This is a genomic window from Amycolatopsis sp. NPDC051071, assembly GCF_040682875.1.
In the GTDB taxonomy this organism is placed as follows: domain Bacteria; phylum Actinomycetota; class Actinomycetes; order Mycobacteriales; family Pseudonocardiaceae; genus Amycolatopsis.
Genome location: NZ_JBFBBY010000084.1, coordinates 1 through 25,951, shown reverse-complemented (window position 1 = coordinate 25,951; position 25,951 = coordinate 1). Strand labels below are relative to the sequence as shown.

Annotated in this window: 23 protein-coding genes and 1 pseudogene; 10 read left to right on the top strand and 14 right to left on the bottom strand. The window is 69.0% G+C overall.

The genetic code is table 11. The features are described 5' to 3' along the window. Positions 1-252 precede the first annotated feature (252 nt). Complete coding sequence (locus AB0M65_RS25020; RefSeq protein WP_364032014.1) at positions 253-1,482, bottom strand: GGDEF domain-containing protein; 1,230 nt, start codon at positions 1,480-1,482, stop codon at positions 253-255. A 416-nt stretch (positions 1,483-1,898) separates the two neighbouring features. Next, positions 1,899-3,155, bottom strand: a complete 1,257-nt coding sequence (locus tag AB0M65_RS25015) for an MFS transporter (protein ID WP_364032008.1) — start codon at positions 3,153-3,155, stop codon at positions 1,899-1,901. 144 nt (positions 3,156-3,299) lie between these two features. Between AB0M65_RS25015 and AB0M65_RS25010 the strand changes: the two genes are divergently transcribed. Further along, positions 3,300-3,590, top strand: coding sequence for a hypothetical protein (locus tag AB0M65_RS25010; RefSeq protein ID WP_364032005.1), 291 nt, complete (start codon positions 3,300-3,302; stop codon positions 3,588-3,590). A gap of 21 nt (positions 3,591-3,611) precedes the next feature. Here AB0M65_RS25010 and AB0M65_RS25005 read toward each other — a convergent pair whose 3' ends face one another. After that, entirely contained in the window at positions 3,612-4,550 is a 939-nt protein-coding gene (locus AB0M65_RS25005) for a helix-turn-helix domain-containing protein (RefSeq protein ID WP_364032002.1), read from the bottom strand. Positions 4,551-4,682: 132 nt separating this feature from the next. Between AB0M65_RS25005 and AB0M65_RS25000 the strand changes: the two genes are divergently transcribed. After that, complete coding sequence (locus AB0M65_RS25000; RefSeq protein WP_364031999.1) at positions 4,683-4,976, top strand: antibiotic biosynthesis monooxygenase family protein; 294 nt, start codon at positions 4,683-4,685, stop codon at positions 4,974-4,976. A 44-nt stretch (positions 4,977-5,020) separates the two neighbouring features. Next, entirely contained in the window at positions 5,021-6,211 is a 1,191-nt protein-coding gene (gene dinB / locus AB0M65_RS24995) for a DNA polymerase IV (protein ID WP_364031996.1), read from the top strand. 10 nt (positions 6,212-6,221) lie between these two features. On the opposite strand, the gene AB0M65_RS24990 is transcribed toward dinB, so the two are convergent. Continuing rightward, entirely contained in the window at positions 6,222-9,329 is a 3,108-nt protein-coding gene (locus AB0M65_RS24990; RefSeq protein ID WP_364031993.1) for an AAA family ATPase, read from the bottom strand. Positions 9,330-9,460: 131 nt separating this feature from the next. On the opposite strand from AB0M65_RS24990, the gene AB0M65_RS24985 reads away from it, so the two are divergent. Beyond that, positions 9,461-9,961: a ricin-type beta-trefoil lectin domain protein gene (locus AB0M65_RS24985; RefSeq protein ID WP_364031990.1), complete on the top strand. Its 501-nt coding sequence runs from the start codon at positions 9,461-9,463 to the stop codon at positions 9,959-9,961. Between the two features lie 106 nt (positions 9,962-10,067). Continuing rightward, entirely contained in the window at positions 10,068-10,553 is a 486-nt protein-coding gene (gene rnhA, locus AB0M65_RS24980) for a ribonuclease HI (RefSeq protein ID WP_364031987.1), read from the top strand. Positions 10,554-10,560: 7 nt separating this feature from the next. Here rnhA and AB0M65_RS24975 read toward each other — a convergent pair whose 3' ends face one another. From AB0M65_RS24975 to AB0M65_RS24960, 4 genes are all read right to left on the bottom strand, one after another. Further along, positions 10,561-11,235 carry a hypothetical protein gene (locus AB0M65_RS24975; RefSeq protein WP_364031984.1) on the bottom strand — a complete coding sequence of 225 codons (675 nt, stop codon included), beginning with the start codon at positions 11,233-11,235 and terminating at the stop codon, positions 10,561-10,563. Between the two features lie 196 nt (positions 11,236-11,431). Then, a complete protein-coding gene (locus AB0M65_RS24970; RefSeq protein WP_364031981.1) occupies positions 11,432-11,929 on the bottom strand; it encodes a hypothetical protein in 498 nt (165 codons plus the stop codon). After that, a complete protein-coding gene (locus tag AB0M65_RS24965) occupies positions 11,929-13,338 on the bottom strand; it encodes a HAMP domain-containing sensor histidine kinase (RefSeq protein WP_364031978.1) in 1,410 nt (469 codons plus the stop codon). Before AB0M65_RS24965 ends, AB0M65_RS24970 begins: the two co-directional genes overlap by 1 nt. Next, positions 13,335-14,027, bottom strand: a complete 693-nt coding sequence (locus tag AB0M65_RS24960) for a response regulator transcription factor (RefSeq protein ID WP_364031975.1) — start codon at positions 14,025-14,027, stop codon at positions 13,335-13,337. Before AB0M65_RS24960 ends, AB0M65_RS24965 begins: the two co-directional genes overlap by 4 nt. Positions 14,028-14,137: 110 nt before the next feature. Here AB0M65_RS24960 and AB0M65_RS24955 point away from each other — a divergent pair, with 110 nt between their 5' ends. Further along, positions 14,138-15,085 carry a phosphatase PAP2 family protein gene (locus tag AB0M65_RS24955; protein ID WP_364031972.1) on the top strand — a complete coding sequence of 316 codons (948 nt, stop codon included), beginning with the start codon at positions 14,138-14,140 and terminating at the stop codon, positions 15,083-15,085. 474 nt (positions 15,086-15,559) lie between these two features. Here the strand turns inward: AB0M65_RS24955 and AB0M65_RS24950 are convergent, their stop codons facing one another. After that, a complete protein-coding gene (locus AB0M65_RS24950) occupies positions 15,560-17,122 on the bottom strand; it encodes a GGDEF domain-containing protein (RefSeq protein ID WP_364031969.1) in 1,563 nt (520 codons plus the stop codon). Positions 17,123-17,246: 124 nt separating this feature from the next. Here AB0M65_RS24950 and AB0M65_RS24945 point away from each other — a divergent pair, with 124 nt between their 5' ends. Beyond that, positions 17,247-18,470, top strand: a complete 1,224-nt coding sequence (locus tag AB0M65_RS24945; protein WP_364031966.1) for a cytochrome P450 — start codon at positions 17,247-17,249, stop codon at positions 18,468-18,470. 563 nt (positions 18,471-19,033) lie between these two features. Here AB0M65_RS24945 and AB0M65_RS24940 read toward each other — a convergent pair. Continuing rightward, positions 19,034-21,316, bottom strand: coding sequence for a tetratricopeptide repeat protein (locus AB0M65_RS24940; RefSeq protein ID WP_364031963.1), 2,283 nt, complete (start codon positions 21,314-21,316; stop codon positions 19,034-19,036). Positions 21,317-21,773: 457 nt separating this feature from the next. Between AB0M65_RS24940 and AB0M65_RS24935 the strand changes: the two genes are divergently transcribed. After that, positions 21,774-22,709: a DMT family transporter gene (locus AB0M65_RS24935; protein WP_364031960.1), complete on the top strand. Its 936-nt coding sequence runs from the start codon at positions 21,774-21,776 to the stop codon at positions 22,707-22,709. Here the strand turns inward: AB0M65_RS24935 and AB0M65_RS24930 are convergent. Further along, positions 22,634-23,113 carry a GNAT family protein gene (locus tag AB0M65_RS24930; RefSeq protein ID WP_364031957.1) on the bottom strand — a complete coding sequence of 160 codons (480 nt, stop codon included), beginning with the start codon at positions 23,111-23,113 and terminating at the stop codon, positions 22,634-22,636. The genes AB0M65_RS24935 and AB0M65_RS24930 overlap by 76 nt on opposite strands. A 202-nt stretch (positions 23,114-23,315) precedes the next feature. Between AB0M65_RS24930 and AB0M65_RS24925 the strand changes: the two genes are divergently transcribed. Beyond that, positions 23,316-23,516 carry a hypothetical protein gene (locus AB0M65_RS24925; RefSeq protein ID WP_364031954.1) on the top strand — a complete coding sequence of 67 codons (201 nt, stop codon included), beginning with the start codon at positions 23,316-23,318 and terminating at the stop codon, positions 23,514-23,516. Between the two features lie 22 nt (positions 23,517-23,538). Here AB0M65_RS24925 and AB0M65_RS24920 read toward each other — a convergent pair whose 3' ends face one another. Continuing rightward, a complete protein-coding gene (locus tag AB0M65_RS24920) occupies positions 23,539-23,898 on the bottom strand; it encodes a VOC family protein (protein ID WP_364031951.1) in 360 nt (119 codons plus the stop codon). 199 nt (positions 23,899-24,097) lie between these two features. Here AB0M65_RS24920 and fgd point away from each other — a divergent pair, with 199 nt between their 5' ends. Beyond that, on the top strand, positions 24,098-25,102 hold the full coding sequence (gene fgd / locus AB0M65_RS24915) for a glucose-6-phosphate dehydrogenase (coenzyme-F420) (RefSeq protein WP_364031948.1): 1,005 nt from the start codon (positions 24,098-24,100) through the stop codon (positions 25,100-25,102). A gap of 192 nt (positions 25,103-25,294) precedes the next feature. Here fgd and AB0M65_RS24910 read toward each other — a convergent pair whose 3' ends face one another. Continuing rightward, a complete protein-coding gene (locus tag AB0M65_RS24910) occupies positions 25,295-25,525 on the bottom strand; it encodes a hypothetical protein (RefSeq protein WP_364031945.1) in 231 nt (76 codons plus the stop codon). Positions 25,526-25,527: 2 nt separating this feature from the next. Then, a pseudogene (locus AB0M65_RS24905) lies at positions 25,528-25,951 on the bottom strand (hypothetical protein); the annotation flags it as partial.

Here is a 25,951-nt window from a genome sequence, read left to right as displayed (position 1 = left end):
CGCCTGCCAGCTGAACCCGGGTGCCGCCAAACCGAGAGCCACCACCGGCCGTCGCCGGTGCGGAACAAGCGCAGCGTCACCAGGCCCAGTGCGCTTGACCGACGTCGTGGATAGCATGTGCCCCGCCACCAGCATGAAAGTCGACAGCGCGGTTATGGCCGCGGGCAGGAGCTGAGCACCGCGGCCTACGCCGCGACGATCGGCCCCACCGGACCCCAGGCGAACCGATTCACGCTCATGGCGAGGCGGCCCCTAAGGCGTTGGCGGGGCCAATTCCACGCGGTTGCGGCCGCCCTGTTTCGCCCGGTACAGCGCGGTGTCGGTGGCGACGAGGAGGTCGTCGACTCCGGTGATGTTGTCGGCCGGATACAGGGCCCCGCCGATCGACACCGTCAGATCGGTCAGCACGGTGTCGCGATCCGGCAGGGTGACCGCGACCATTGCCACCCGGTGCCGGATCCGTTCGGCGACCTGACGCAGCGTCTCCTCGCTGTGGACGTCCGGGATGACGATCGAAAACTCCTCGCCGCCCCACCGCCCGCAGACGTCCTGCTCCCGGATCTCGGCGCGCAGCGCGTCGCCGACCGCGCGCAAAACGAGGTCGCCGTTGGGATGTCCGTAGGTGTCGTTGATCATCTTGAAGTTGTCGAGGTCGAGGAACAGCACGCCGAGCTTCCGGCCCGCGCGAGTGCGGCCGAGGAGTTCTTCGGCGAGCTGGCGCCAGCGGCGTTTCGTGACGAGCCCCGTGGTGGCGTCGGTATGCGCGTCACGCCGGTACTGCGTCAGCAACAGCCCGCGGTGCAGCGCCACGAGGGCGATGACGACGCCGACCAGCACCACCGGGTTGGCTTCGATCAGCACGACGGCGGTCACCAGGCCGAGGCCGAGCGCGCCCGCCTCGAGGATCTGGTCGCCGAAGCCGGAGAACAGTTCGCCGATCGATTTCGGCGGCGAGGACAGCGCGATCGCGATCATCACCAGCGCGGTGTTGATGGCCCAGCGCAGTGCCGCAGCCACGATGATGACGGCGAGGTCGCCCAGCCCGGCGAGCAGCCCGGAGTCGGGCACGCCGGGGTAGTGGCGCATGCCGAGGCTGAGGACGACGACGGCGGCTTGCGTGCCACAGAGCACCGTCGCGGCGGAAAAGATCCACCGATGGGGGAGAACCGGCCGTTGCTGTGGCCAGATCCGTACCCATGCGATGGTGTAGGTCACCACGACCATCGCGGCGGCGAGCACCGGCGGCAGCGCGATGACGGCGGCGACGCTCCAGACCGCCTTGGTGTCGACGTAGGCGACCGACGGGGCTCTGTCGTACTCCCGTCGCCGTTCGATCTGCCGGGTGCCCTCGATCGCGATGGCCGCGCACAGCGTCAATATCCCGAACCGGACCAGGTCGATGCCGGTGACCGGGACGAGCCGGGCCGTGGCGGCGGTCGAGAGGACTGCGATGAGATTGACGACCAGGACGTAGGAACGCACAGGTCGCGGCAGGCTCCACAGGTGCCAGGCCCCGAGCCGTCGCCGCGCGCCGCCGAGTCGTCCGTCCACACACCCTCTTCCGTCGGTGATCTACACCGTAATCGAACCGGGACGGCGACGGTCGTCGTTGTCCCGGCGATAAGAAGCGTGACCGTGAATTCCCCCGGACAGCCCAACCGGAAAGAGGGAGGCGCGCCGATGCAGGACAACAACCGGTGAAGGATTTTCCGGGTTATTCGCTATTTAGAGGGAGGTGAACACCATGCGGGACAACAACTGGACCACTCGTCGTGACAACAACTGGACCTGAGTGATCTCGCCCACCGGCGCGGCTTTCCGAAGGGAGGTGAACGTAGTGCGTGACAACAACTGGACGACCCGTCGTGACAACAACTGGACGTGATGATCGGGTCGAGTCAACCCTGTTCGCCAACGGGTGCCGTCCCGCCGACCGGGCCCACGGGATCAACAGCGCCCTCGGGCCCGGGGCGGGACGACACCGCCCGTGACCAGCCTGCCCCGGCAACGCAGGCGACCACCACTCCCGCGATCGCCGCGACGGTGACCACGGTCGTCGGTGCGAAGGCCTGCGCCAGCAGCCCGGCGGCCGCGATACCCGCCGCCTGTGCCGCCCGCAGTGCCGCGATCGCGACGCCGATCACCTGACCGCGGTGTGCGGTGGGCGCGGCCAGGCTGTACTGCGTCTGGGTGATCATGTCGTGTGCGGAGAACAGGCCGGAGATCGTCCACAGCACGACAAGGGTGACCAGGCCGGACGACCAGGCGGTCGGGATCAGCACCAGGCTGGTCGCGACCGTCAGCGCGCCCAGCACCCGGACCTGCCGTTCCCGGGGGATCCGGCTCAGCAGGATCCCGCCGAGCACCGAGCCGACCGGGTTCGCCGCGAGCAGCCAGGGAAGCGCGTCCGCTCCGCCCAGTTCGGCGGCCACCGGGACGGCGAGCCCCTCGGGCACGACGTAGAAACCGCAGCAGCAGGCGATGAGCAGCAGCCAGCGCAGCTTGCGGTCGCGGGCGATCAGGCGGCAGCCCGCGAGCAGCGACGGCCGCGCGTGGTGACGTGGCGCCGACGGCGGATACCGCTTCAGCCCGAAGCGCAGCATGAGCGCCGAGAGCGCGAAGGTCCCCGCGTCGATCAGCAGCGCTCCGGGCACGCCGAGACCGGTGACGACGGCGGCGCCCGCGCCGAAGCCCACCACAAGCCCGGCCTGGTACGTCGAGGAGATGACAGCCTGCCCGACGACCAGCCGGTCCGGGTCGAGCAGATCCGGCAGCATCGCCTGGCGTGCCGCGTGGAACGGCCCGGCCGTCAACTGCACGACGAACAACAACGCGGCCGCGGCGGGCAGCGGCAGGCCGGGTACCGCCATCAGCGCGATCAGGACCGCGCGGCCGACGTCGGTCACCACCATCACGGTGCGTCGCGAGAACCGGTCCGCGACGCCACCCAGCGCGCCGCCGAGGAGATCGGGTACGAAGGTCAGCGCGTAGGCGGCCGATGCCCATCCGGCTGACGACGTCCGGTCGAACACCAGCACCGTGAGCGCGACCCTGGCCAGCTGATCACCTGCCACGGAAAGCAGGTGCGCGAGCCAGATCCGGCGGAACTCGGCGACCGCGAAGACACTGCGGAACGACGCCGCCCGTGCTGGCATGCGCTTCAGGCTGTCGTGCCGCGGCCACTTCGCGCAACCCCCGAAGAACTTCGAAAAATAACCGCTGTGGTGTCGAACCGCGGGGTACCCGCTCGACGTGTCACTAAGAGACGAGCCAGTAAGAGACGAGGAACGGAGAATCCGATGTCGCATTCACTGGGCCCGCTGGCCAGCAACCTGACCGCCTACGCCATCTACTCGACCGCGCAGACCGAGATGCGTCACGCCTACAAGCTGATCGAGGCCGGCGACTACCTCGGTGCCGCCGCGGAGATCGAGTCCGCCGCGCACGCCGCCGAGGTGCTGGCCCGCGCCACCTCCGATCTGGACGCCGAACGTGCCGAACGCTGGCTCAGAGTCGTCGCCGCCCGAAGGCGTTTCGCCGAACAGGCCCGGGTGCGGGCCTCGGACACCGGGCTGCCGGTCGCCGCGTGACTCGCCCATCACCGGTCCCGCTCAACGGAAAGCACGTCGATAGCTGAGCGGGCTGACGCCGGTCGTGCGCTTGAACCGGTCGCGGAACGACGTGGGTGAACCGAAACCGACCTCGGACCCGATGTGCTCGACGGCGTCCTTAGTGGTCTCCAGCAGGTGCTGCGCCTGCCGGACGCGCGCCAGGTGCAGCCACTGCAGTGGGGTCGTCCCGGTCTGTTCCCGGAAGTGCCGGATCAGCGTGCGCGTGCTCATTCCCGCCCGCGCGGAAATCTCGGCCAGGCTGAGGTCACGCGCGAGGTTCTCTTGCATCCACCGCAAGGTCGGCTCAAGTGTGGCTCCCCGGGGCGACGGCGGATGCCGCGACGCGATGAACTGCGCCTGGCCGCCTTCCCGTTCCAGCGGCATCACCGAAAGGCGGGCGGCGTCGGCGGCGACGGCGGAGCCGTGATCGCGCCGGATCAGGTGCAAGCACAGGTCCAGACCCGCGGCTGCGCCCGCCGACGTCAGGATCTGACCGTTGTCGACGTAGAGCACGTCCGGGTCGACGTCGATGTCCGGGTAGGTCTCGGCGAGCAGGCCCGCCGCGACCCAGTGCGTGGTGGCGCGGAGGCCGTCGAGCAGACCCGCGGCGGCGAGGACGAAGGTGCCGGAACAAATCGACGCGATCCGCGTCCCCCGGGCGGCGGCCGAGGTGAGCGCGTCACGGACGGTTTCGGGTAACGCCTGGGACGGCGTCGCGGTGCCGGGGACGATGATCGTGTCGGCTTCGCGCAGTGCCTCCAGTCCCTGCGGCGCGCGCAGGGTGAAATGCCCGGCGTCGACTTCCGGATATTCGGCGCAGACAAGCAGGCGATAGCCCGCGCTCCCGTCCGGCAGCCGTGTCCTCGTGAAGACCTCGATCGGCGTCGACAGGTCGAACGGGATCACCTGGTCCAGTGCGAGCACGGCGACGGTGTGCATGGCCACGAACCTACCGCGCCCGTGGCGAGTTCCCGGTGAAGGGTGGCATTCGCGCCACTTGGAGCGTCCCATGTCGGTCTCCGCCCGGAGTGTTCGTCGGTCTGTTGAAGGACCGAACGAAAGGAGCCAGAGGTGACGGTGATCGTCGCGGGCAAGGTGTATGTCGATCCGGAGGTGCGGGACAGGTACGTCGAAGGTCATCAGGTGATCGCCGAACGGGCGCGAGCCCATCCCGGTTGCCTCGACTTGGTGATCGCGGCGGACACGCTCGAAGCCGGCCGGGTGAACATCTTCGAGTACTGGGAGTCGGAGGAGGTGCTGAACGCCTGGCGCGCGATCTCGCCCACGCCGTCGTTCACCGCCGAAATCCGGGACGGGGAGGTCTTCAAGCACCAGGTTTCGCATTCGAGCCCACCATTCGACTGAACCGGGCCTTGGCTGGTAGGCCGCTTGATGCGAACATATGTTCTATGACGACCGAGGGCCCCATCCTGCACGCCGACCTGGATTCGTTCTACGCGTCGGTCGAGCAGCGTGACGACCCGGACCTGCGCGGGCGGCCGGTCATCGTCGGCGGTGGGGTCGTGCTGGCGGCCAGTTACGAAGCCAAGGCGTACGGCGTCCGCACGGCGATGGGTGGCGGCCAGGCGCGGCGGCTCTGCCCGAACGCGATCGTCGTCCCACCGCGGATGCACGCGTATTCGGAGGCGAGCAAGGCCGTCTTCGAGGTCTTCGGCAACACGACGCCGCTGGTGGAGGGCATCTCGATCGACGAGGCCTTCCTTGACGTCGGCGGGCTGCTGAAGATCGCGGGCACGCCGAGCCAAATCGCCGCGAAGCTCCGCAAGGACGTCCTGGAGCAGGTCGGCCTGCCGATCACGGTCGGCGTCGCCAGGACGAAGTTCCTCGCGAAGGTCGCCAGCGGCGTCGCGAAACCCGACGGGCTGCTCGTCGTCCCGCACGACGGTGAACTGGAGTTCCTGCATCCGCTGCCGGTCGAGCGGCTGTGGGGCGTCGGGAAAGTGACGGCGCGGAAGCTGCGCGAACGCGGCGTGACGACGGTGGGGCAGATGGAGGGATTCGGCGAGAAGGAACTCGTCCGGATGCTCGGCCGCGGCGTCGGCGCCCACCTGCACGCCTTGTCGCACAACGACGATCCGCGGCGAGTGCGGACCGGTCGCCGTCGCCGGTCGATCGGGGCCCAGCATGCGCTCGGCAGCAGGCCGCGGACCCCGGCCGAACTGGACGCGATCCTCCTGACCCTTGCCGATCGCCTCGCCCGGCGGCTGCGCGCGGCCAACCGGGTGTGCCGGACCGTAGTGCTGCGCCTGCGGTTCGCCGACTTCACCAAGGCGACGCGGTCGCACACCCTGCTGGAGGCGACCGAGCAGACCGGCACGCTCGTCGCGGCGACACGCGATCTGCTCGCCGCGGCGAGACCGCTGATCGACGAACACGGGCTGACACTGATCGGCCTCGCGTTCACGAACCTGTCCAAGGACGACACGGTCCAGCTCGCGCTGCCGTTCGGGGCGAAGCCGAGGGACGCTCTCGACACGACGCTCGACACCGTTCGGGACCGCTTCGGTTCGAAGTCCATCACGCGGGCGGTGCACCTCGGGCAGGCCGAAGAGCCGTGGGTGCCGCTGCTGCCGGACTGAACCCGCCTGCTCACCCGTCGAGCGCGCGGCGGAGTTCGGTGCGGGAGGTGGCGCCGAACCGGTCGTGGGCCTCGCGCACCAGTGCGGTCGTGGTGTCCAGGCCGAGAGCGGTCTTGTGCGCGATTTCGGCTTCGGAGCGGCCTTCCGCGGCGAGGTGGGCGATCCGCCGCAGGCGCGGGGACACGACGTTCACCTGTTTCTGCCCGCCGGGTGTGACCCCGGCCCGGTGGAGACGGCGGGCGACGACGTCCCGCAGCGTGACGGCACCGCATTCGTCGGCGAGGGCGAGTGCCTCGCGCAGCACCCGGCGTGCGTCGAGGGTGCGGCCGGTGTGCAGGAAGGCCGTGCCGAGGTCGGCGAGTGTGACCAGGCGCTGCCACCGGTCGGGAGAGTTCTCCAGCAACCGGGCCGACTCCTCCAGGAGCGCCACCTCTGAGTCGGCGTGGAGCGCCGCGAGGACCCGGAAGGAGCGCCCTCGGGTGGTCGGATCGCCGAACCGCTCGGCCCGGTGGTGCGCGGACGCCGCGATCTCACGCGCCTCCTCCGGCGCGTCGAACCGCAGGGCCAGCGCCAGGTCGAAACGCGCCGGGCAGACGGCGGGGTTGGGCACGGGCGCGGCGTCGAGCCAACGGCCGACTTCACGCAGTGGCCTGGCGGCCTGCCGCTGATCGTCCTGAGCGAGGAACAACGCGCCGAGCACCGCCCTTGGCACCGGCAGGATCACGGCGTCCGGCAGCGGCCCGGGATAGTCCCTGGCGGAACACACGGCCGTCGCCCGCTCGACGTCGCCGCGAGCCGACAGCGCCTGGATGAGAATGCCCGTCGCGAACCAGTGGGCAGGTGTGCCCGTACCGCTGCGGTCCGCGAACCGCAAGGCGATGTCGGCGTCGGCGACCGCGTCGGCAAGCCGCCCGCTGAGCAGTGCCGCGTGGGCCCGGTTGGCGTGCGCGAAGGCGAGGTGGGTGCCGTGCCAGCCATGCCGTTCGAACTCGTCGACAGCCTGGTCTAACAGGGCATGGGCGCGATACTGGTGCCCGGTGTACAGATGGACGAACGCCGTCATGGTGGCCACCTCCATCCCCTGATCCGCGTCGGCGAACACGACGCCGCGCCGGATGACCGGCTCGATGGCCGCCAGCGCCAGTGCGCGGGGTTCGCCGCGCAGGACGAGGCTCCACGCGTGCGACGTCACCAGCAGTCGCCGCGGGTGGGTGAGGGCCGCCAGCGGGGGTGCGATCCGGTCGAGGAGGGCCATCCGGTCCGACCGGTACGGATCGTCGGCCCACCAGGTGGCCCACAGCACCTGCTCGGCCAGCAGTTGCTCCCGCAGTGACTCATCCGTGCAGCGATCGAGCGCGGCGTCGAGGAGACGGACCGCGTCGCCGAGCTGGTCGGCGTAGCTATGGGTCTTGGCCAGTGCGATGGCCGCCTCGGCGAGCAGGCCGTCGTCGGGGGCCTGCTCGTAGGCCGCACGCAATTCCGGTAACGCCGTGGCCACCTCGCCCAGGGCCAGCGCTTGGCCGTAGCGGAGCCGTACGCGGCACGACCGCGACACCGGCGGCGGCTCGTCGAGCGCCCGTTTGAGGTACCGGGCGGCCGTGGCGGACAGACCTGACTCCGATGCCGCCGCGGCCGCCTCGGTCATCCTGTCCACCACCCACCCATCGGCGGCCGCGTGGACATCGAGCAGATGCGCGGCCACCGCGTCGGCGTCGGCACCTTCGCCGTACAGCATCGAGGCCGCCGCGCGGTGGGTGTCGCTGCGCCGCGACGGATCGATGGCGTCGTACACCGCGCCGCGGATGATCGGATGGCGGAAATCCGGGGTGGGGCCGGGCACCAGGATCGCCGCGGCGCACAGCCGGTCGTATTCGTGTTTGGCGTCCGACGGCGTCACGTCCGCGAGCCTGGCCGCGTGTGGCAACGCGCATCCGGGCCCCAGCACGGCGATGGCGTAGGCCAGCCGCTGTGCTGACGGGCCAAGGTCGTGGAGCCGTTCGGTGAGGTGCAGGACGACGTGCCGAGGGGTCAGCGTGGCGACCGCGTCGGTATCGGCGATCGTCGCGGTGAGCCCCCTTTCCCGTGCGACGTCGAGCATCCAGCGGAGATAGAACGGATTGCCGCCGCTGTGCCGGTGGAACTCGGCGCAGAATCGGTCGTCAGGCAGGCGGGTCGTGTGCCGGGGGAGCAGGCCGTGGCCGACGATCGTGCGCACGGAGTCCGGTCCGAGTGGCAGCGGCCGCACGATTTCCGTGGCGTGCAGCTCGATCCTGGCCAGCGTGGGGGTCCGCTGATGCGGCCGGTGGGCCAGCATCAGCACGACCGGCAGGCCGGACAGGCGGTCGCTGAGGAAATCCAGCCACTGCAACGACTCTTCATCCAGCCAGTGCGCGTCGTCGACGGCGAGCAGCAGACCCTCTTCGTGACGACTCGTCCCGATCAGCGAGGTCGCGTTGACCACGAGCCAGTACAGTGCCTCGGTCAGGCCGATCATCGTGGTGGGGCCGGTTTGCCGGGGATGGGGGAGACCCAGCGGGACCCGGGCGAGAGCGGCCGCTCCGGCGAAGAGCGTCTTCTGCTCGCGGACGGGGCGACCGGCGACCCAGCGGGCCAGCAGTGTTCGGGCGGCGCCGAACGCCAGCGTCCGGTCGCGCTGGTTGCCGCGGACGGCAAGCGGCACGATCCCGCGAGCGGCGGCTTCCGCGCACACCCTGGCGACCAGCTCCGATTTGCCGATCCCCGCCGGGCCCTCGATGACGACGGTGGCGCCCGCCCTGGTGCGCACCGATTCGAGCACCGCCGAGCAGCGGCCGAGGTCCTCCTCGCGTTCGAGGATCCCGTTGTCGGAGGCGGTATGCCCCGGCATCCGCAGGGCACGCAGCATCCGCTGCTCGTCGAGCGGGGCGTGGCCGGTGGCACGGGCGTGCACCAGGCAACCAGAGACGACCTTGGCCACGAACTCCTCGCGCGGTCGCCGTTTGCCGGACATCACTTCGGAAAACGTCGCCGCGGCGATGCCGCTGCGCCGGGCCAGTACCGCGTCGGTGGGACTTCCCACCGCCCGCTGCAACGTGCGCAACTGCCGCCGGACGTGGTCATTCCGATCCTGCTCGGCCACGCCAGCCCCCACCTGAAGAATCGTTCGGTTCTTCGACTCCGATGGTGCTCCGCCCCGCCTCTCGATGAGGCTCATCCGGACAGCGAACACCCTAATGGCGGCTTATCCGGCCGCCGGGAACGGACGGCGAAATGATCAAGCGTGGTGGACGCCCGGCGCGGATCCGAGCGGTGGCATTGGTTGTCCTCAGTCTCCTTTTCGGCCTCAGCGGGATCGGAACCGCCGCCGCTGCTCCGAAAGCCGCCATGGCGGCGGCCGGATTCACCCTGAAATCGCGGCTGAACGACAAATGCCTCGACATCAAGGACATCAACCCGAATGCCGGCGCACAGGTCATCGTCTGGGACTGCTGGGACAACCCCGGGCAGCGCTGGCACTGGGTCGGGGCGTCACTGCACAGCGACCTGAACCACAAATGCCTGGACATCAAGGACATCAACCCCAACCACGGTGCACTGGTGCAGATGTGGAACTGCTGGGACACCCCGGGGCAGCATTGGTACTGGTGGGGGCAGTCCCTGCGCAGCTCCCTGAACGATCTGTGCCTCGACATCAAGGACGTCAACCCCGCCAGTGGCGCACTGGTGCAGATGTGGGATTGCTGGGCGATCGCCGGCCAGCACTGGTACTGAGGGCTGTCGGTGCCCGATGAGGGGCGTGAGTGGCAAGGGGCAGGGACCCTTGCCACTCACGCCCCTCTGCGAAGAGCCGGAGTCCGCGACGCATTAGGGTGTCCCGGTGGCGGAATCAGTCGAGATCTACACCGATGGCGCGTGCAGCGGGAATCCCGGCCCCGGCGGCTGGGGTGCGGTGCTGCGGTACGGCGACGTCGAGAAGGAGATCTACGGCGGCGAACTCGGGCCGACCACGAACAACCGGATGGAACTGACCGCGCCCATCGAGGCACTGGAGAGCCTGAAACGCCGCGTCACGGTGAACCTCTACACCGACAGCACGTATGTCCGGAACGGCATCACCAGCTGGGTGCTGAACTGGAAGAACAACGGCTGGATGACCTCGGCCAAGACGCCGGTCAAGAACGCCGATTTGTGGCGCCGCCTCGACGAAGCCGCTTCGCAGCACGATGTCGAATGGCATTGGGTCAAGGGGCACGCGGGGCACCCGGAGAACGAGCGAGCGGACCGGCTCGCCGTCAAAGGCGTGGAAGAGGTCGTGGGACGACCCGTGGTCCAGCCCGGCGAGCGGTCCGCTCGGCGTCGTTAGACGGTCGTCAGCAGCTGACGTTGACCTTGGCGCTCTTGGAGAAGGACACGTGGACGTGGTCCATGTGGTTGGCGGTCGCGCCGCCTCGGTCTTCCATGGTGTCCCAGCCGCTGCCGTCGTTGTAGCGCTGACGCCAGATGACGTAGGAGACGCCGAAGTCCTTCTGGTTCGCCAGGATGTAGTCGGCGATGGCGTTGCCGGTGCCGGTGTCCACCATGAAGTCCAGCGCGAGGCCGGAGGGGTGGTCGCTGGCGTTCGCGCGGCCCGCGACGCCGCCGACGTTCTTGACGCCGAATTTCGCCTTGATGTGGTTGCCGACCTGGGCCACGTGCGGCTTGGTGCCGGAGAGGCTGGTCGAGCAGGAGGCCGTCGCGGCGGGGACGGTCGTCTTCACCGGCGCGGGGGCCTTGGTCGACGTCGTCGGCTTCGGGGGAGCCGCGGTGGTCGACGGGGGCGGGGTTGTCGTACTGGAAGGCGGGATACTGCTGGTCGACGGCGAGGGGGTCACGCTGCTGGAGACCGGGGGAGTCTTCAGCGCGAGCGCGGCACTGGCCGCTTCGACGTCAGGGGTGCCCGCGGTGGTCAGCCACATCGACGCCGGGAGCGCCGTGGCGACGGCTGCCGCGATACCCACGGGGAGCTTCCACTTCGGAGCGTTCGTCTTGCGATGTCTGCCGGCCATTTCTCTGATCACTCACCACTTCGGGGACGGGAACTCGCGTCGGGGGCCGCGAGCTCCGGGCAACATTACGAAATGGACACGGCAATGTCACGCCCGAGTGTTGTCGCCCACAGTTACCTTGATCGGTGAACCGAAAGGCGCTGGCGTCCGTACAGACCCAAGAAGTGGTTTTGCCTGAGCACTGTGCGTGACGAAATCAGCCGGATTTGCAGGTTTGCAAGAGAGCGTCGCCATTCGGGAAGGTCACGGTCATCCGCTGGAAGGCCGGAGGCCGCCCGATCGCCGTCGAAGCCGCCGTCGCGGTGCAGACCAGCTGATTGATGGCCTGGTTCGACAGTTTTCGCACGGTGAACGGCAGCACGATCGTCCCCGGGTCTCCCGAATAGACCTCGACCCGCCCCACCTCGGGCGGAACGAACGTCGTCAGCCCCTGCGCGGCCTCTCCTTCGCTCGGCCCCTTCAGAAGGAGCATGAGTGCGCCTTCGGGGGAGATGAACCCTTCGGTCGGCCGGGTCACCGGGATGACCCTGCCATCGGAGACGAAATACAGCGTCACTCCGCCAAGGACCGCCGCTCCCGTGGTGGCGCGGATCGACGGCCCCGGTCCGGCCGGGACGACACCGGTCGGCTGGACGCCGCAGGCCGCCACCAGCGTCGCGGCCGCCAGGGTCGCGAGAATCCGCGTCTTCTTCATCAGGCCACCCCTTCGGCTCGGTTCGGCAGGCGAAGGACGAACCTGGCGCCGTGCTCGGTGTTGGCCGCGGTGATGTCGCCGCCGTGCAGGCGGGCGTTCTCCAGCGCGATCGCCAGGCCCAGCCCGCTGCCTTCGGACCGGGCACGCGAGGTGTCCGCCTTGGTGAACCGGTCGAACACATGCGGCAGGACCTCGGGGTCGATCCCGGGGCCGTGGTCGTCGACCTCCAGGACGACGTCGTCGCCGTCGGTACGCAGGCGGACTTCGACCGGGGCGGCGCCGTGCCGGAACGCGTTGCCGACGAGGTTGGCCACGATCAGATCGAGCCGCCGCCGGTCGACCCGCGCGGTGACCCCCTCGGGCAGGTCGGTGACCAGGTCTTCGCCGTCCCGCCAGCCCCGGGCGTCGAGGCTGTCACGGATCGCCGTCGCGAGATCCCATTCGTCGACGACGAGTTCGGCGCGGCCCGCGTCGAACCGCGAGATCTCGACCAGGTCCTGCACCAGCCGGGTCAGCCTGCGGGTCTCGCCGGAGACCAGCCGCGCGGCCACCGCGGTGTCCGGCGGCAGGGTCTCCGCGTCCTCGTCCAGGACGTCGGTGACCGCGTTCATCGCCGCGAGCGGGGTGCGTAGTTCGTGGGAGACGTCGGCGACGAACCGGCGGGCGTCGGACTCCATGGCCCGCAGCTCGCCGACCGTGCGTTCCAGTTCGGCGGCCGTGTTGTTGAACGTCGTGACCAGTTCGGCCAGCTCGTCGGAGCCCTTGGCGGGCAGCCGGACGTCGAGCCTGCCCTCGCCGAGCTGGGCCGCGGCGGTGTTGAGCGCCCGCACCGGCCGCAGCACCTGCCTTGCCGCCAGCAACGCGAGCGCGGCGGCGAGCGGCAGGGCCAGCGCGGCCATCTGCCAGGCGTACTTCGCGAGCTCTTCGATGGCCTGTTGCTGCTGGCCGAGGGAGGTGAGCGAGTACACCTGGAGCCCGCTGGGGCCCATCGACCCGTCCGGCCGCCGCGCCAGCACCGGCATGCCGACCAGGAGTTCGGGGGTGGTGTCGCGGTCAAGGCGCTGGAACTGGATCCGGTCGTCACCGCCGACGGTTTCGCGCAGCTCGGGAGTGAAGGTGGTCAGATCCGGCCCGTTGATCGACCGCATGTCCCGGTAGACCGCGACGGCGTTCAACCGCAGGCTGCCGGCGAAATCGTTGAGCTGCTCCTGGGTCGGCGGCGTGGACAGCGGACGGCCGTAGGCGGCGACCCGGTCCTTGAGCTGGTTCATCGCCGCGTCCTGGACGGCTTCAAGGATGGCGTTCCGCGCCGAGACGTAGCTGGCCCCGGCCGCGGCTCCCGCCCCGATGAGCGTCATCGCCGCGAAGGCCAGGATCAGCCGGGGCCGCAGCCCGGAGAGCACCCTCATGAACGGCCGAACCGGTACCCGAAGCCCCGGACGGTCTGGACGTGGTCGGGTTTCGCGGGTACGTCTTCGATCTTCGCGCGCAACCGCTGGACACAGGCGTCGACCAGCCGGGAGTCGCCGAGGTAGTCGTGATCCCATACGGCGGAGAGGATCTGCTGGCGGCTGTAGACCTGCCCGGGAGTGCGTGACAGTTCGAGCAGCAGCTTCAGCTCCGTCGGGGTGAGTGAAACCGGCTCGCCGTTCTTCGTGACCACCAAGCCCGCCCGGTCGATGACCAGCCCGCCGTGCCGCTCGGCGGCGGCACCTTCCTCGTTCGCGGGCTTCTCGCTCACCGCCCGCCGCAGCACCGCGCGGATCCGGGCGTCGAGTACGCGGGGCTCGATCGGCTTGGTCACGTAGTCGTCGGCGCCGGCCTCCAGCCCGGCCACGATGTCGAAGTCGTCACTGCGGGCGGTGAGCATGATGATCGGCACCTCACCGGCGGCGCGGATGCGGCGGCAGGTCTCGAAGCCGTCGATTCCGGGCAGCATGAGGTCGAGCACGACGATGTCGGGCTGGAACACCCGCAGTTTCTCCAGTCCGAACTCACCGCTTTCGGCGGTGTGGACGGTGTGCGCCTGGCGGCGCAACGCGAGTTCCAGACCTTCCCGCACGGACGCGTCGTCTTCGATCAAAAGGACACTGGCCACGTCGCCATTATTCGGATGTCTCCGCGCGTCTGCGACTCGGCCCGATCTTGTAGCAGAACCATGACATTGTCCGGACCTCATGGCTAAACGGCGCCGGGACAGTGGGATGCATGGCCGTACTCACCCCCGAAGCGAAGCCGACCCCCGCCCGCCGACCGCTGCCCGGACGTCACAGCGCGACCAGGCTGACCCTGTCCAGGGCCGTGTTCCAGCTCGCCACCGGACTGGGACTGGCCGTCGCGTTCGTCGTGACCTTCGTGCTCTTCGTGCACACGTCGGCAGGGCAGCTCGCGGAAAACGGCGTCGTCCGCAGCGCCCAGTCCGGCCGATGGTCCACAATGGACTGGGCCGGGCCGTTGCGGGACCAGGACATGGTGCTGGTGCTCGGCGCCGCCGCGGTGGTGCTGGTACTGCTCGCCCTGCTCCGCCGGAAACCCGGTCTGCTCGTCCCCGCGCTGAGCGTGCTCGTGCTTCCGCTCATCGCCGCGCAACTGCTCAAACTGTACGTGCTCGAACGTCCCGAACTGCCCGACGGCGGCTACGGGCCAGGGCACAACAGCTTCCCGAGCGGACACGTCAGCGCCGCCATGGTGATTCTGATGGCCCTCGCTTTCGTTCTGCCCCAACGGTTCCGCCCGGTGATGGTCGGGATGGGCGGCGTCGTGGTCGCCTGGGTCGCGTCGTCGACCATCGCGCTGGGCTGGCACCGCCTGTCCGACACCGCGGGCGCTTGCCTGCTGGGTGCGTCGTTCGCCTGCCTCCTCGCCGCGTGGCTGACGACCCGGCGCCGTGACCTGCGCCGCACACCCGTCTTCGTGGTGGCACTGGCCGCCGTCCTGCCGACGGTGATCGTGCTGATCGGGTTCGCGGTACTGAGCACGGCGACCGATGGCGCCGCCCAGTTCGTCGCCGCTCTGGTGCTGGCCGCGCTGTCCGCGGTGGGTGTCGTGCTGGTCGCGGTGTGGCCGCTGAGTGGTTCGGCGTTCGAACGACGGGCCGTCGTGGAGACCCGCGTGGTGGACGACCTGCTGGAGACTCGCCTCGTGACCCGCCACTGACGCGGGCTTCCCGAGGTACCCCGAATGTCACGTATGGGACGGCTCCGTCTCATACGTGACATCGGTGTTTGGTCGCCGGGGTCGTGAGTGATGAAGAGGGTTATTGAGGGGTAAGTCAAAGGTGGCGTGTTCAGAGCCCGCGGGCCTGTGGCCATGACCGTGTGGATTCGGTGTGCCGGGGTAGTCCGATCGCGATGACACCCCCTCGCCCAACGTCACCACACTGCCCTCCGAGACCAGTCCGAACGCCTACGACCTCGAAGTACATGAAGGCCCCCTTGATTGCGATAGGCGCAATCAAGGGGGCCTTCATGTACTTCACCAGGACTTCAGCAGTCACACCAGCCACTGCGGGCCCGGGCATCCGCAAAGCCGCCGAGGCAGAGACTCGGTCATGCCACATTTGCCTTGACGTCACGGACTTGAGAACGGCTGGCCTGCCCCTGCACAGGAGCAGGGTGACAAACCCGAGACTCACCACTCCCGGCGCGAGTCCCCGGCCCGGCTCAGTGGTGACGTCGGAGTCCGGGGCTCAGGTGGCGAAGGCGCCGAAGCGAGGACCGGGGCCAGCACCACCCGGTTACGCCCACCTCGCTTCGCTTCGTACATCGCCGAGTCCGCGGCGCGGAAAAGCTCGCCATAGTCCGTCGAGTGCTCGGGTGAGAGCCCGACGCCGATCGACACCGTGCACCCGTGGATCGGACCGACCGCGCGGGGTTCGTTGGTGGCGTGCCCGCTCGCGAGTTCCGTCAGCCCCGTGATCGCCGTCGCGGCGACCGCCGACCGGATCCGTTCGGCCACCCGCAGGGCCTCTTCGCGGGTGGTGTCCGGCAGCAGGACGGCGAACTCCTCGCCACCCCATCGCCCGACGACGTCGGACGTGCGGGTGTTGTGCCGCAGCACGGCACTGACGCAGCCGAGCACGATGTCGCCGCCGGAATGCCCGTACTTGTCGTTCCATCGCTTGAAGTGGTCGAGGTCCAGCATCAGGAACGCCGTCGGCCGCTCGTCGGTCTGGTCTTCGAGCAACCGGAGAGCCGCCGGGGCGTGAAAGGAATCCTCGGTCAGCAGCCCGGTCTTGCGGTCGCGCTGGCTGCGCGCGATCGTGTCGGCGAGTGCTTGCGAGAGCCGAGTCGATCGCAGCGCGACGCCGATCATCACCAGCGGGACGAGGGCGATGTTGACCGCGCCCAGGATCGTGGTGCACGCGGCGAGCTGGAGCGCGTAGACGAAGTCGGCGTTGTCGGACCAGCTGCCGATCAGCTTCTGCCGCCGCCAGCCGCCCCAGGCGAGGCCGCGCGCGATGCTGATCAGGAGCGTCTGCGACGCGAAGTACCAGAGCGCGGCGCCCACCAGCGCCACGGCGGCGAGCGCGATGTCACCCGGCCGCTGGGGGAGGGTGCCGGATTCGAGCCAGGTGTGCAGGGACGTCAGTTCGGTGAGCGTGTGCACACCGAGGATCGACGCGCCGTGCGCGGCGGTGGTGAAGAGGAACGTCGTCATCGCCTTGTGTGCGATGGAGTAGCGCTGCACGCGCACCATCAGCAGCAGCGTGAGCGACAACGTCGGCGGCAGCAGGACGGCCGCGCCGCCGAGCCAGACCGCGGTCTGGTCGATGTGCTCGCCGCGCCGGTCGTCGGCGCGGCGCTGTTCCTCGGGATGCTGGGTCTGGACGAGGTACCAGATGGCGCAGCAGGCGATGACCCCGAAGCGCACCAGGTCCGTGGTCGTGAGGGCGTCCTTGAAACCGCTGTACAAGGCCCAGACGGCGACGGCGATTTCGGTGCCGAGCATCCAGGCGATCGCCGCGGGCGGCAGTCGCCACAGTTCCCAGCCCGCCGGCTGCCGCAAGGTGTTCCAGGCGCGGCTTCGCAGCCGCCAGACGCGGGCGGCGGCGAGACCGACGGTGTCGGCGAACCCGCGAAGTGAACCGGCTTGCCGCTCGGTGGCCGCGGTGCGGTCACGTGTGCCGGTCTTCGGTTCGTTCAGTAGCCCGAACTCGCTGACGAGGACACCTCCATCCGTTACACACCGCACCCGCTTCGATCTTGCTGGTCACCACAAGGGGGTGACAGGGGGACCGCGTTGACGATCCTGTGAGACACGGCAATGCCTGCGTTCGCCGGACGCGATACCGCCACAAGCTGGCAGGGTGGCTCGTATGCCAGATGCTGCATACGACGCCGACGCGGCCCCGGTGATGTTCGGTCCGGAATTCGACCGGAATCCCTCGCCCGCTTACGAATGGCTGCGTGCGAACGCCCCGGCGTTCCGGCTTCCGCTGCCCGGCAACACCTGGACATGGCTGCTCACCCGGCACGCGGACGTCGTCTCCGCGATGGCCGACCCTCGGCTGTCGAAATGCCCGTCCGTGGCCGCCGACCACTGGCGCAAGGCCAATCTCGGGCTCCCCGCCGACCATCGGCCGTCGCTCATCGGGCATATGAACAACTTCGAGGGCGAGGAGCACACGCGGCTGCGGAAGGCGTGCGCCGGCGCGTTCGGGCCGCGGCGGCTGCAGCATCTGCGCGACCGCACGCATCAGCTGGCGAACGAACTCCTCGATCCGATCCTGGACCGCGGTGAAGGTGACCTCGTCGAGGATTTCGCCTACCCGCTGGGAATCCGGTCGATCTGTGAGCTGATCGGCATCCCCGATACGCTCTTGGAGGAGGTCCGCCCGCCCGCGCTGGTGGTCGCCGCCGGCGACGTCACCGACATGGCCTCGATGCTCAAGGCGACCGACGATCTCGACAAACTGCTCGCCGACGTCGTCGCGCGGAAACGGGCCGAACCCGGCGCGGACCTGATCAGCGACCTGCTCGCGCAGGAGACCACCGGGAAGCTCACCGACGAAGAGGTCGCCGCGACGGCGTTCCTGTCGCTGATCGCCGGGCACGAAACGACGATCAGCCTCATCGCTTCCACCGCGCTCACGCTCATCACTCATCCGGAGGAAGCGGCCCGCGCCCGCGCCGACGGTTCGCGGCTGACGCTCGCCATCGAGGAAGTCCTGCGCCGCGACACCCCGCTGCAGAACACGAGCTGGCGTTTCGTCACCGAGCCGATGGAACTCGCCGGGCAGCGGATGGAGGCGGGCGACCCGATCCTGCTTTCCTTGCTGGCGGCCAATCGCGATCCGGAAGTGCATCCAGAACCGCTCGCCTTCCGGCCCGGCGAGCGCCCGGTGCGGCATGTGGCGTTCGGGCTCGGGCCGCATATCTGCATCGGCGCCGCGCTCGCCCGGATGCAGGCGTCCGCGGCGCTGGAGACGCTGTTCAACCGCGCGCCGTCGATGACGCTGACCGTGCCGGAGGAGAGGCTCGTATGGTGGCCGAGCGCGATCACCCGCGGCCTGCACAACCTGCCGGTGAAGCTCGGGTGAGGTGGTTGATTCCGTGATAGGAGGCTGGGCCATTCCAACCAGGGGTCCTGACTGGTTACCCCTCATTGCTACTCGCGACTCCCTGGACCGACTCGCTCGCGGGGGTGTCGCGAAGGGCACTCACGACTCCACGTGACCCAAAGGGTAGTCGCGATGTCTTGAAGGCCCCCTTTGAGACGTTGATCGTCTCAAAGGGGGCCTTCAAGACATGCCCGCAACCACGGGCGGCTGCCAGGTATGGGTCCGGGTGGTCGCGGGTGGCACGATTCCGTGAAAATCACGTGAAGCTCAGCGAAGCGCTGTAGCTGCCGTATGTCACGACCGTGGCTCGCGCCGAAGGGGCGTGGCGATACGGTCAATCGATGGCCAATCGGACAATTCGGCACACCTGGTGTCCCTTATAGACAGTCAAAGGAAGGGTTCCTTCGCGGGGTTGCACTCACGCGATCTTCACGGAATCACTCATCTAGACGGTGGCGGTCGGTCCAGGGGATCGTGAGTGCACGCGAGTCACGCCGTCGCCCTGGCCGCCAACCCCGCGAACAAGTCGGTCACAGCGAGCTCTAGACAGCGCCCTCGATCCGGCCCCGGAGCACGCTCGCTTTGCGATCGTCGAGGTCCATGACGAGCTGGAGCGCGTCGCGCCACACCTCCAGCGCGGCTTCGGGACGGCCCTGCGAGGCCAGTGCGCAACCACGTTCGTCGAGGGCGTCGGCCTGCCCCCAGACGTCGCCGCAGTTCCGGTACGCGGTCAGCGCCTGGTCGCAGTACCCGAGTGCCTGCGCCAGGTCGCCGAACCGGCGGCAGGTCCTGGCGAGCGGCACCAGCGCGAAGCCCATGCCGTGCTGGTCGGCGTCCTTCGAGTAGACGTCCAGTGCGCGGCGACCGTGGTCGAGTGCCAGGTCGCGTTCCCCGAGATCGCGATAAGCGCGGCCGAGGTGGACTCGCGCCGTCGCTTCACCCAGCTGGTAACCGATCCGGGCGTTCACGTCCACGCCCTGCCCGATCAGCCGCGCGGCCCCGGCGTAATCCTCCCGCTCGTGTGCGATGTTGCCGAGCCCCACGAGTGCCCAGCCGAGGCTCGGGGTCTCGCCGATCTCTTCGGCCAGAACGACGGCCTGGCTGAACAGTTCGTGCGCGCGGTCGAGGTCGCCGCGTCGCCGGTGCGCCTCCGCGAGGTTGATCGCCGACCACGCCAGCCCGCCGAGGTCACCACCCGCCTTCGCCGCTTCGATCGCGACGTCGTGACTGGAGATCCAGGTCTGCCAGGGGCGGCCGAGCAGGTGGTAGTCGAACAGCTCCACCGGCAGCCGCCAGCCGATCTCGTACAACCCGTGGTCCAGCGCCAGCCGGGCGACGCCGGTGATGCTCGGCATCTCCGCCGCACACCAGATGTAGGCCTCGTCGAAGGTCGCGAACCGCACTGGCTCGACGCCTTGCGGTGCCGGGCCGAGGTCGATGTGGTGATCGCGCGCCGGGGTCAGCGTCCAGCTGGCCGCGTTGGCGGCGTAGAGATACCAGTGCGTGAGCCGGGACACCGCGGCCTGCCGTTCGTCCCGCCACTGCTCGGCGGAGGCTTCGTCGGCGGCGTAGACCCGGAGCAGATCGTGGAATCGGTAGTACTGTGCGCCGATCTGCTGGACGAGATGCGCCTGGACGAGTTTGTCGACAAGGCGCCGCGCGTCGTGCCCGGGCAGTCCGGCGAGCGCCGCCGCGGCGCCGGCGGTGAACCGCGGGCCGGGGTGGACTCCGAGCAGCCGGAACATGCGGGCGGTGTCGGCGTCGAGCGCGCGGTAGGACCAGCTGAAGGCGGCCCGGACCCCGACGGCGTCGTCGTCGACGGCGAGCAGTTCCAGCCGCCGTCCCTCGGCGACGAGTTCGCGGGCGAGCTCCCCGATGGTCTGATGGGGATGGGTGGCGACCCGTTCGGCGGCGATGTTCACCGCGAGCGGCAGCGCCGCGCACAGCCGGACGAGCCTGCCGACGGCTTCGGGATCGCTCGCCGCGCGTTCGTCGCCGATGAGTTCGGCCATAAGCCGCGCCGCTTCGGGATCTTCCAATGGTTCCAAGGAAACCTGGACCGCGCCGCTGCCGACGACCAGTCCCGACAGCCGCCGCCTGCTGGTGATCAGCACGGTGGTGTCCGGGGTACCGGGCAGTACCGGCCGCACCTGGGAGGAATCGAGGGCGTTGTCCAGTACGACGAGCGTGCGCTGCCCGCGCAGCAGACCACGCAGGAGCGCGAGCCGCATATGCTCCTCGGCGGGGATGCGGTCGGGGCGGACGCCGACGCAGCGGAGGAGGTCGTCGAGGATGTCGGCGGGCTCCGCGGGAGACCCCGCCGCGTAACCACGCAGATCCGACCAGAGGACGCCGTCGAACTCCTCCTGCCGCCGGTTCGCCCATTTCAGCACCAGCGCGGTCTTCCCGACTCCCGGCGGCCCGGCGACGAAGACGACTTTGGCCGGTCCGGTGAACACCGTTTCGTCGAGCAGCGAGAAGTGTTCGTCGCGGCCGACGAAATGGCTCGGTGGCGGGGGAAGGTGCACGTACGGTTCCGCGCGGGCGGCCTCGGCGAGCACGATCAGCGTGCCGCCCGCCCCCAGCGCGCGATCGCAGGCCTCGGCGAATTCCGCGCTCGGCGGCGTGAGCCCGCGTTCGGCCCGGCTGATGAGACTCTTGTCGACATAGGCGAGTTTCTGGAGTTCGCGCAGCGCCAGTCCACTGGCCTGCCGACGCTGCCGCAGGGCGCGCCCGAACGCCAGCGCTGCCGTCGAAACCGGTCGTGGTTCCGCCCGTGCTTTCCCGGTTTCCCCGGATCTGGCCGAGCCGGAATTCTCGGTCACCAGAAGCACCTTTCTCCCTGCTTCGCGGCAGATCGTGCCACAACTCCCGCGGCGGCGGGCAGGGCCATCTGCCGATTCGCCGCTGGTCGGAATGGCTCCGCGAGGACAACCTTCCCATTACGACGGTCACAACACGGCCACCGGGTGTGCGGACGTGCGAAGACTGCCCCCAAACTGGGCGAGAACGCGCCCGTTCCCCACCGGTGCGCCAGGCGAAAGGGAGGTGGGTCATGCGCGACCGCGAAATGTGAGCAGGCCTGGAGATCCGGCTTGCGAACAACCGGGCGAGTACTGATCCGTCGTAAGCCGGTCGTGGTCGCCTTTTCCTGGCGGCCACGACCGTGGCCTTCCGGAACGTGTAGGACCGCTTAACGTCGGTGTAGATCTTTTCACTTGTCCTGTCGGGTCGTGGGAGGCAGCTTGGAGAGACACCAAGCGGCACCACGAAAGGACGACCGTGACCATCGGCGCGCCAGGAACCCTGATCCGGATGGGCGTACTCGCCCTGCTCTGGGGATCGGGGTTCCTGTGGATCAAGCTGGCGTTGACCGGGCTGTCGCCCATCGGAGTCACCGTCATCCGCTGCGCCCTCGGCGCGACCGTCCTCCTCGTGCTGAGCCGCTGGGCCGGGCAACGTCTTCCGCGTGGCCGCCGGATCTGGGGCAGGCTCCTGATCGCCGCCTTCTTCTGCAACGCCTTGCCGTTCGCGTTGTTCAGCATCGGTGAACTGACCGTCGATTCCGGTATCGCCGGCGTGATGAACGCGACGACTCCGCTGTGGTCGTTGCTGATCGGCATCGGGATCGGCGGCGAACGCCGCGTCACGATGGTCCGCGTCGGCGGGCTGATCCTCGGTTTCGGCGGCATCCTGCTGATCTTCGCGCCATGGCAGAAGAGCGGCCTGCTCGGCTGGGGGACGCTGGCGCTGCTCGGGGCAGGCGTCAGCTATGCCGTCGCTTTCGCTTACATGGGGCGGAAAATCGTCGGCCATGGCGGGCCGATCGCGATCTCCGCCGCCCAGTTGCTGACCGCCACCGGCTTGAGCGCTCTCGTCCTTCCGTTCGACGCGACGCCGACCGGGCCGCTGAACGTGACCGCGTTGATCGCCGTCGTCGTACTCGGGATCTTCGGCACCGGCATCACCTTCTACCTCAACTACCGGCTCATCGAAGACGAAGGCGCGACCTCCGCGGCGATCGTCGGGTACCTGCTGCCGGTCGTTTCGGTGGCGCTGGGCGCGATCGTGCTCGGCGAGGAACTCGGCCTTCGCGTGCTCGCCGGGATGGCGGTGGTGTTGATCGGCGTCGCGTTGACCCGCTACGTGAGGTCTTCGGCGAGCAAGTCCATCAGCAGCCCGTCGTGCCAGCCGCCGCCAACGGTGTCGCGTTCGTAAGCGCGCATCACGCCGACCTCGCGGAAGCCGACCGCTTTGTAGCAGCGGATCGCGGCGTCGTTGTCCACCGCGGGATCGATCACCAGCCGGTGATGCCCGCGATCGTGCAGGAGGTGGCGGGCCATGGTGCGGACGGTGTCCGTGCCGAGCCCGCGGCCGTGCGCGGCCGGATCGAGGAAGAGGTCGACCGACGCGTGCCGGTACATCGGGTCCTCTTCTTCGCCGTACTGGACGTAGCCACGTACGACGCTGTCCTCCAGGACGGTGAAACAGGCCGTCGTCGGGTCGTCGAACGGCCAGGTGGGGGAGTCGTCGACCGAACCCCAGCGAGCCCGGATCTCGGCGGTGCGGCGGATCCGCCGCAGTTCCGGGACGTGGGCCTCGGTGACCGGGGTCAGTATCACGATTTCCCCGCGCAACTCGGTGGTCAGTTCCCGCTCCGTCCGCTCGTTCGAGTGGCGCCAGTCTAGAGAGAAAGCGGCGGGCGCGCCGCCGGAACCCCGCTTTGTCCAGTCGACAGGACCCCGCTGCCGGAGAACAGCAAGAAGGCATGGGGTCTTCTCAGCCCGGATCGGGTATCAACGACAGGGGAAGGTGAGGTGGGTCATGGGGAACTCCTACGACGGATTACGCCCGGCCGGTGAACTGATCGACGGCGGGGAGACGGCCGTGCGTGCGGCGGTGCTGCGCAAGGCGACCGAAACGGTCGCCGCGAACGCCCGCGACGCGAAGGACTGCCGGATGCTGCTGGAGATGCTGGGGCTGCACTCGCGGGTCGCGGTGGAAGAGAGCGAAGAGGCGGCCTGAGTCCACACGGGACACCGGCGTATCAGCGCCGGGGCAGCACACAGAATTCGTTGCCTTCGGGGTCGGTCAGGACCACCCACGGGTCGGCCTCCTCGTCGGTGACGACTTTCGCGCCGAGCGACACCAGCCGGGCGACCTCTTCACGCTGATCGAGTTCGATGGGCGCGACGTCGAGGTGCAGCCGGTTCTTGCCGGACTTCTCCTCGGGGACCGGCTGGAAGAGCAGGCTCGGGACGTCCGGGCCCTTCAGCTCGACATAAGTGAGTCCGTGGCTGTCGGTCCATCGTTCGGTTTCGGGATAGCCGAGGGCTTCCTTCCAGAACGCGGCGAGCGCTTCCGCTTCCCTGCAGTCGACGGTGACGGCGAGCATCCGGGTTCGCATCATTCCACGGTGCCACGGAACGGCGAGGCTCGCAGACCAGGACGGCAACCCGCCGGGAGGCGAGCGGAAGCCGAAGGCATTCCCTCCACCCGAGTGGCATTCCCGACACCGCCGCGACCGCGGATGCATGGGCGGACCTGATCGACTCTGTGCCAAGGTGAAAAGCGGAACAATCCCAGAGTCCAGGTGGTGACCCCCGATGGCACTGAAGATCGGTTACAAGGCGTCGGCCGAGCAGTTCGGCCCGCGTGATCTCGTCGAGTACTCCGTGCTCGCCGAGCAGGTCGGGCTGGACAGCGTGATGGTCAGCGACCATTTCCAGCCCTGGCGGCATCAGGGCGGGCACGCGCCGTTCTCGTTCGCGTGGATGGCGGCGGTCGGTGAGCGCACCGAAAGGGTGGTTCTCGGCACCAGTGTGCTGACCGCGACCTTCCGTTACAACCCGGCGGTGGTGGCGCAGGCGTTCGGCACTCTCGGCAGTCTGTACCCGGGCCGGGTCCTGCTCGGCGTCGGCAGCGGCGAGGCGCTCAACGAGGTCGCGGTCGCCCGGATCGAGTGGCCCGCGTTCAAGGAACGGTTCGCGCGGCTGCGCGAGGCGATCGAACTGATGCGGAAGCTGTGGTCCGAGGAGCGCGTGACCTTCGAGGGCGAGTACTACCAGACCACCGACGCGACCGTGTACGACCGTCCCGAGGGAGGGGTGCCGATTTACATCGCGGCCGGTGGCCCGGTGATGGCGAAGTACGTCGGCAAGCAGGGTGACGGCTTCATCTGCACCAGCGGAAAGGGGATGGACCTCTATACCGGGAAGCTGCTGCCCGCGGTCGCGGAAGGCGCGGAGCAGGCAGGCCGGAGCACCGGCGACATCGACAAGATGATCGAGATCAAGCTGTCCTACGACCCGGATCCGGCGCAGGCGCTGGAGAACACCCGGTTCTGGGCGCCGCTCTCGCTGACGCCGGAGCAGAAGGCGGGCATCGAGGACCCGGCCGAGATGGAGAAGGCCGCGGACGCGCTGCCGATCGAGCAGGTCGCGAAGCGCTGGATCGTCACCTCCGACCCGGCCGACGCCGTCGAGCAGATCAAGCCGTACGTCGAGGCCGGCTTCAACCACCTCGTCTTCCACGGTCCCGGCCACGACCAGGAGCGGTTCCTGCGCTCGTTCTCGGAGCAGGTCGTCCCGGAGCTCCGCGAACTCGGCTGACCCGCATGGGTAGCTGTGCCGCGGAGGCGCGGGCTGGTCTGGGAGGACTACGAGGGAGAGCATCTACGAACCCGGCCAGGTGCGGCTGCGCGACGACCACCCCGGGGCCCGCCATCGCCGCGATTAGTCCTCGAAGTGCGGTACTCGGGATGACATGGCAGTGAGCATGCTCCGGTGCAGGTCAGAGCGTCGCTAACGGAACTTGGCGCGAGCGGTCGCGGAGACGTGGGAAGAGGGACCCCGTATCGCCTCGTTGGCGGTGCGGGGTCCCTTGTGGTGTGCCTCGTGCTTCAACCGGTACCGGCGACCCTCGCTCAGGATCTCCACATACCGGTCGAATTCGGCGAAGTACCGCGCGGCCGCACACACGCCGACAAGGTGAATGATGTCCGGCGACAGGTTCCGGATTTTCTCGTTCGTCACGTTCACTCCATATCCGAGCCGTCGAGCGTGATGCTCTGCCGGTCGGGGGTGATTGTCCACCGCCACGCCGACAACGGCGGTTCGTCGCGTGCCTGCCACCACCGGTACGCGGTTTCCGCTTCGTCCCACAACCGGCGCGGTCCGTACTGGCGGACGGCGTATCGCTCGTTCCCGTCCGGGGCCACGCTCGCCCACGATCCGGTCAGGGGGTCCCGTAGCCATGCGACACCGTGCGGCCGGTCGTCGTTGCGCTCCCACACGTTGTACCGGCATGAGGGGACCGCAACGGCGATCGGCCATCGGTGGTCATCGGCGAGCAACGGCACCCATGGCGCTAAGCGCCTGGCCAGAAGTCTTGTCCGTAATTCTTGGGTAGCCAGGGTGAGGTCCATGGTGCGGCGGTGGTGAGTGTCTGTTCGGTGGTGT

Coding starts and splice junctions, on each gene's coding strand:
- AB0M65_RS25015 (WP_364032008.1), bottom strand. CDS start 3,155: ATGCCAGCACGGGCGGCGTCGTTCCGCAGTGTCTTCGCGGTCGCCGAG.
- AB0M65_RS25010 (WP_364032005.1), top strand. CDS start 3,300: ATGTCGCATTCACTGGGCCCGCTGGCCAGCAACCTGACCGCCTACGCC.
- AB0M65_RS25005 (WP_364032002.1), bottom strand. CDS start 4,550: ATGCACACCGTCGCCGTGCTCGCACTGGACCAGGTGATCCCGTTCGAC.
- dinB (WP_364031996.1), top strand. CDS start 5,021: ATGACGACCGAGGGCCCCATCCTGCACGCCGACCTGGATTCGTTCTAC.
- AB0M65_RS24985 (WP_364031990.1), top strand. CDS start 9,461: ATGATCAAGCGTGGTGGACGCCCGGCGCGGATCCGAGCGGTGGCATTG.
- AB0M65_RS24975 (WP_364031984.1), bottom strand. CDS start 11,235: ATGGCCGGCAGACATCGCAAGACGAACGCTCCGAAGTGGAAGCTCCCC.
- AB0M65_RS24970 (WP_364031981.1), bottom strand. CDS start 11,929: ATGAAGAAGACGCGGATTCTCGCGACCCTGGCGGCCGCGACGCTGGTG.
- AB0M65_RS24965 (WP_364031978.1), bottom strand. CDS start 13,338: ATGAGGGTGCTCTCCGGGCTGCGGCCCCGGCTGATCCTGGCCTTCGCG.
- AB0M65_RS24955 (WP_364031972.1), top strand. CDS start 14,138: ATGGCCGTACTCACCCCCGAAGCGAAGCCGACCCCCGCCCGCCGACCG.
- AB0M65_RS24945 (WP_364031966.1), top strand. CDS start 17,247: ATGCCAGATGCTGCATACGACGCCGACGCGGCCCCGGTGATGTTCGGT.
- AB0M65_RS24925 (WP_364031954.1), top strand. CDS start 23,316: ATGGGGAACTCCTACGACGGATTACGCCCGGCCGGTGAACTGATCGAC.
- AB0M65_RS24920 (WP_364031951.1), bottom strand. CDS start 23,898: ATGCGAACCCGGATGCTCGCCGTCACCGTCGACTGCAGGGAAGCGGAA.
- fgd (WP_364031948.1), top strand. CDS start 24,098: ATGGCACTGAAGATCGGTTACAAGGCGTCGGCCGAGCAGTTCGGCCCG.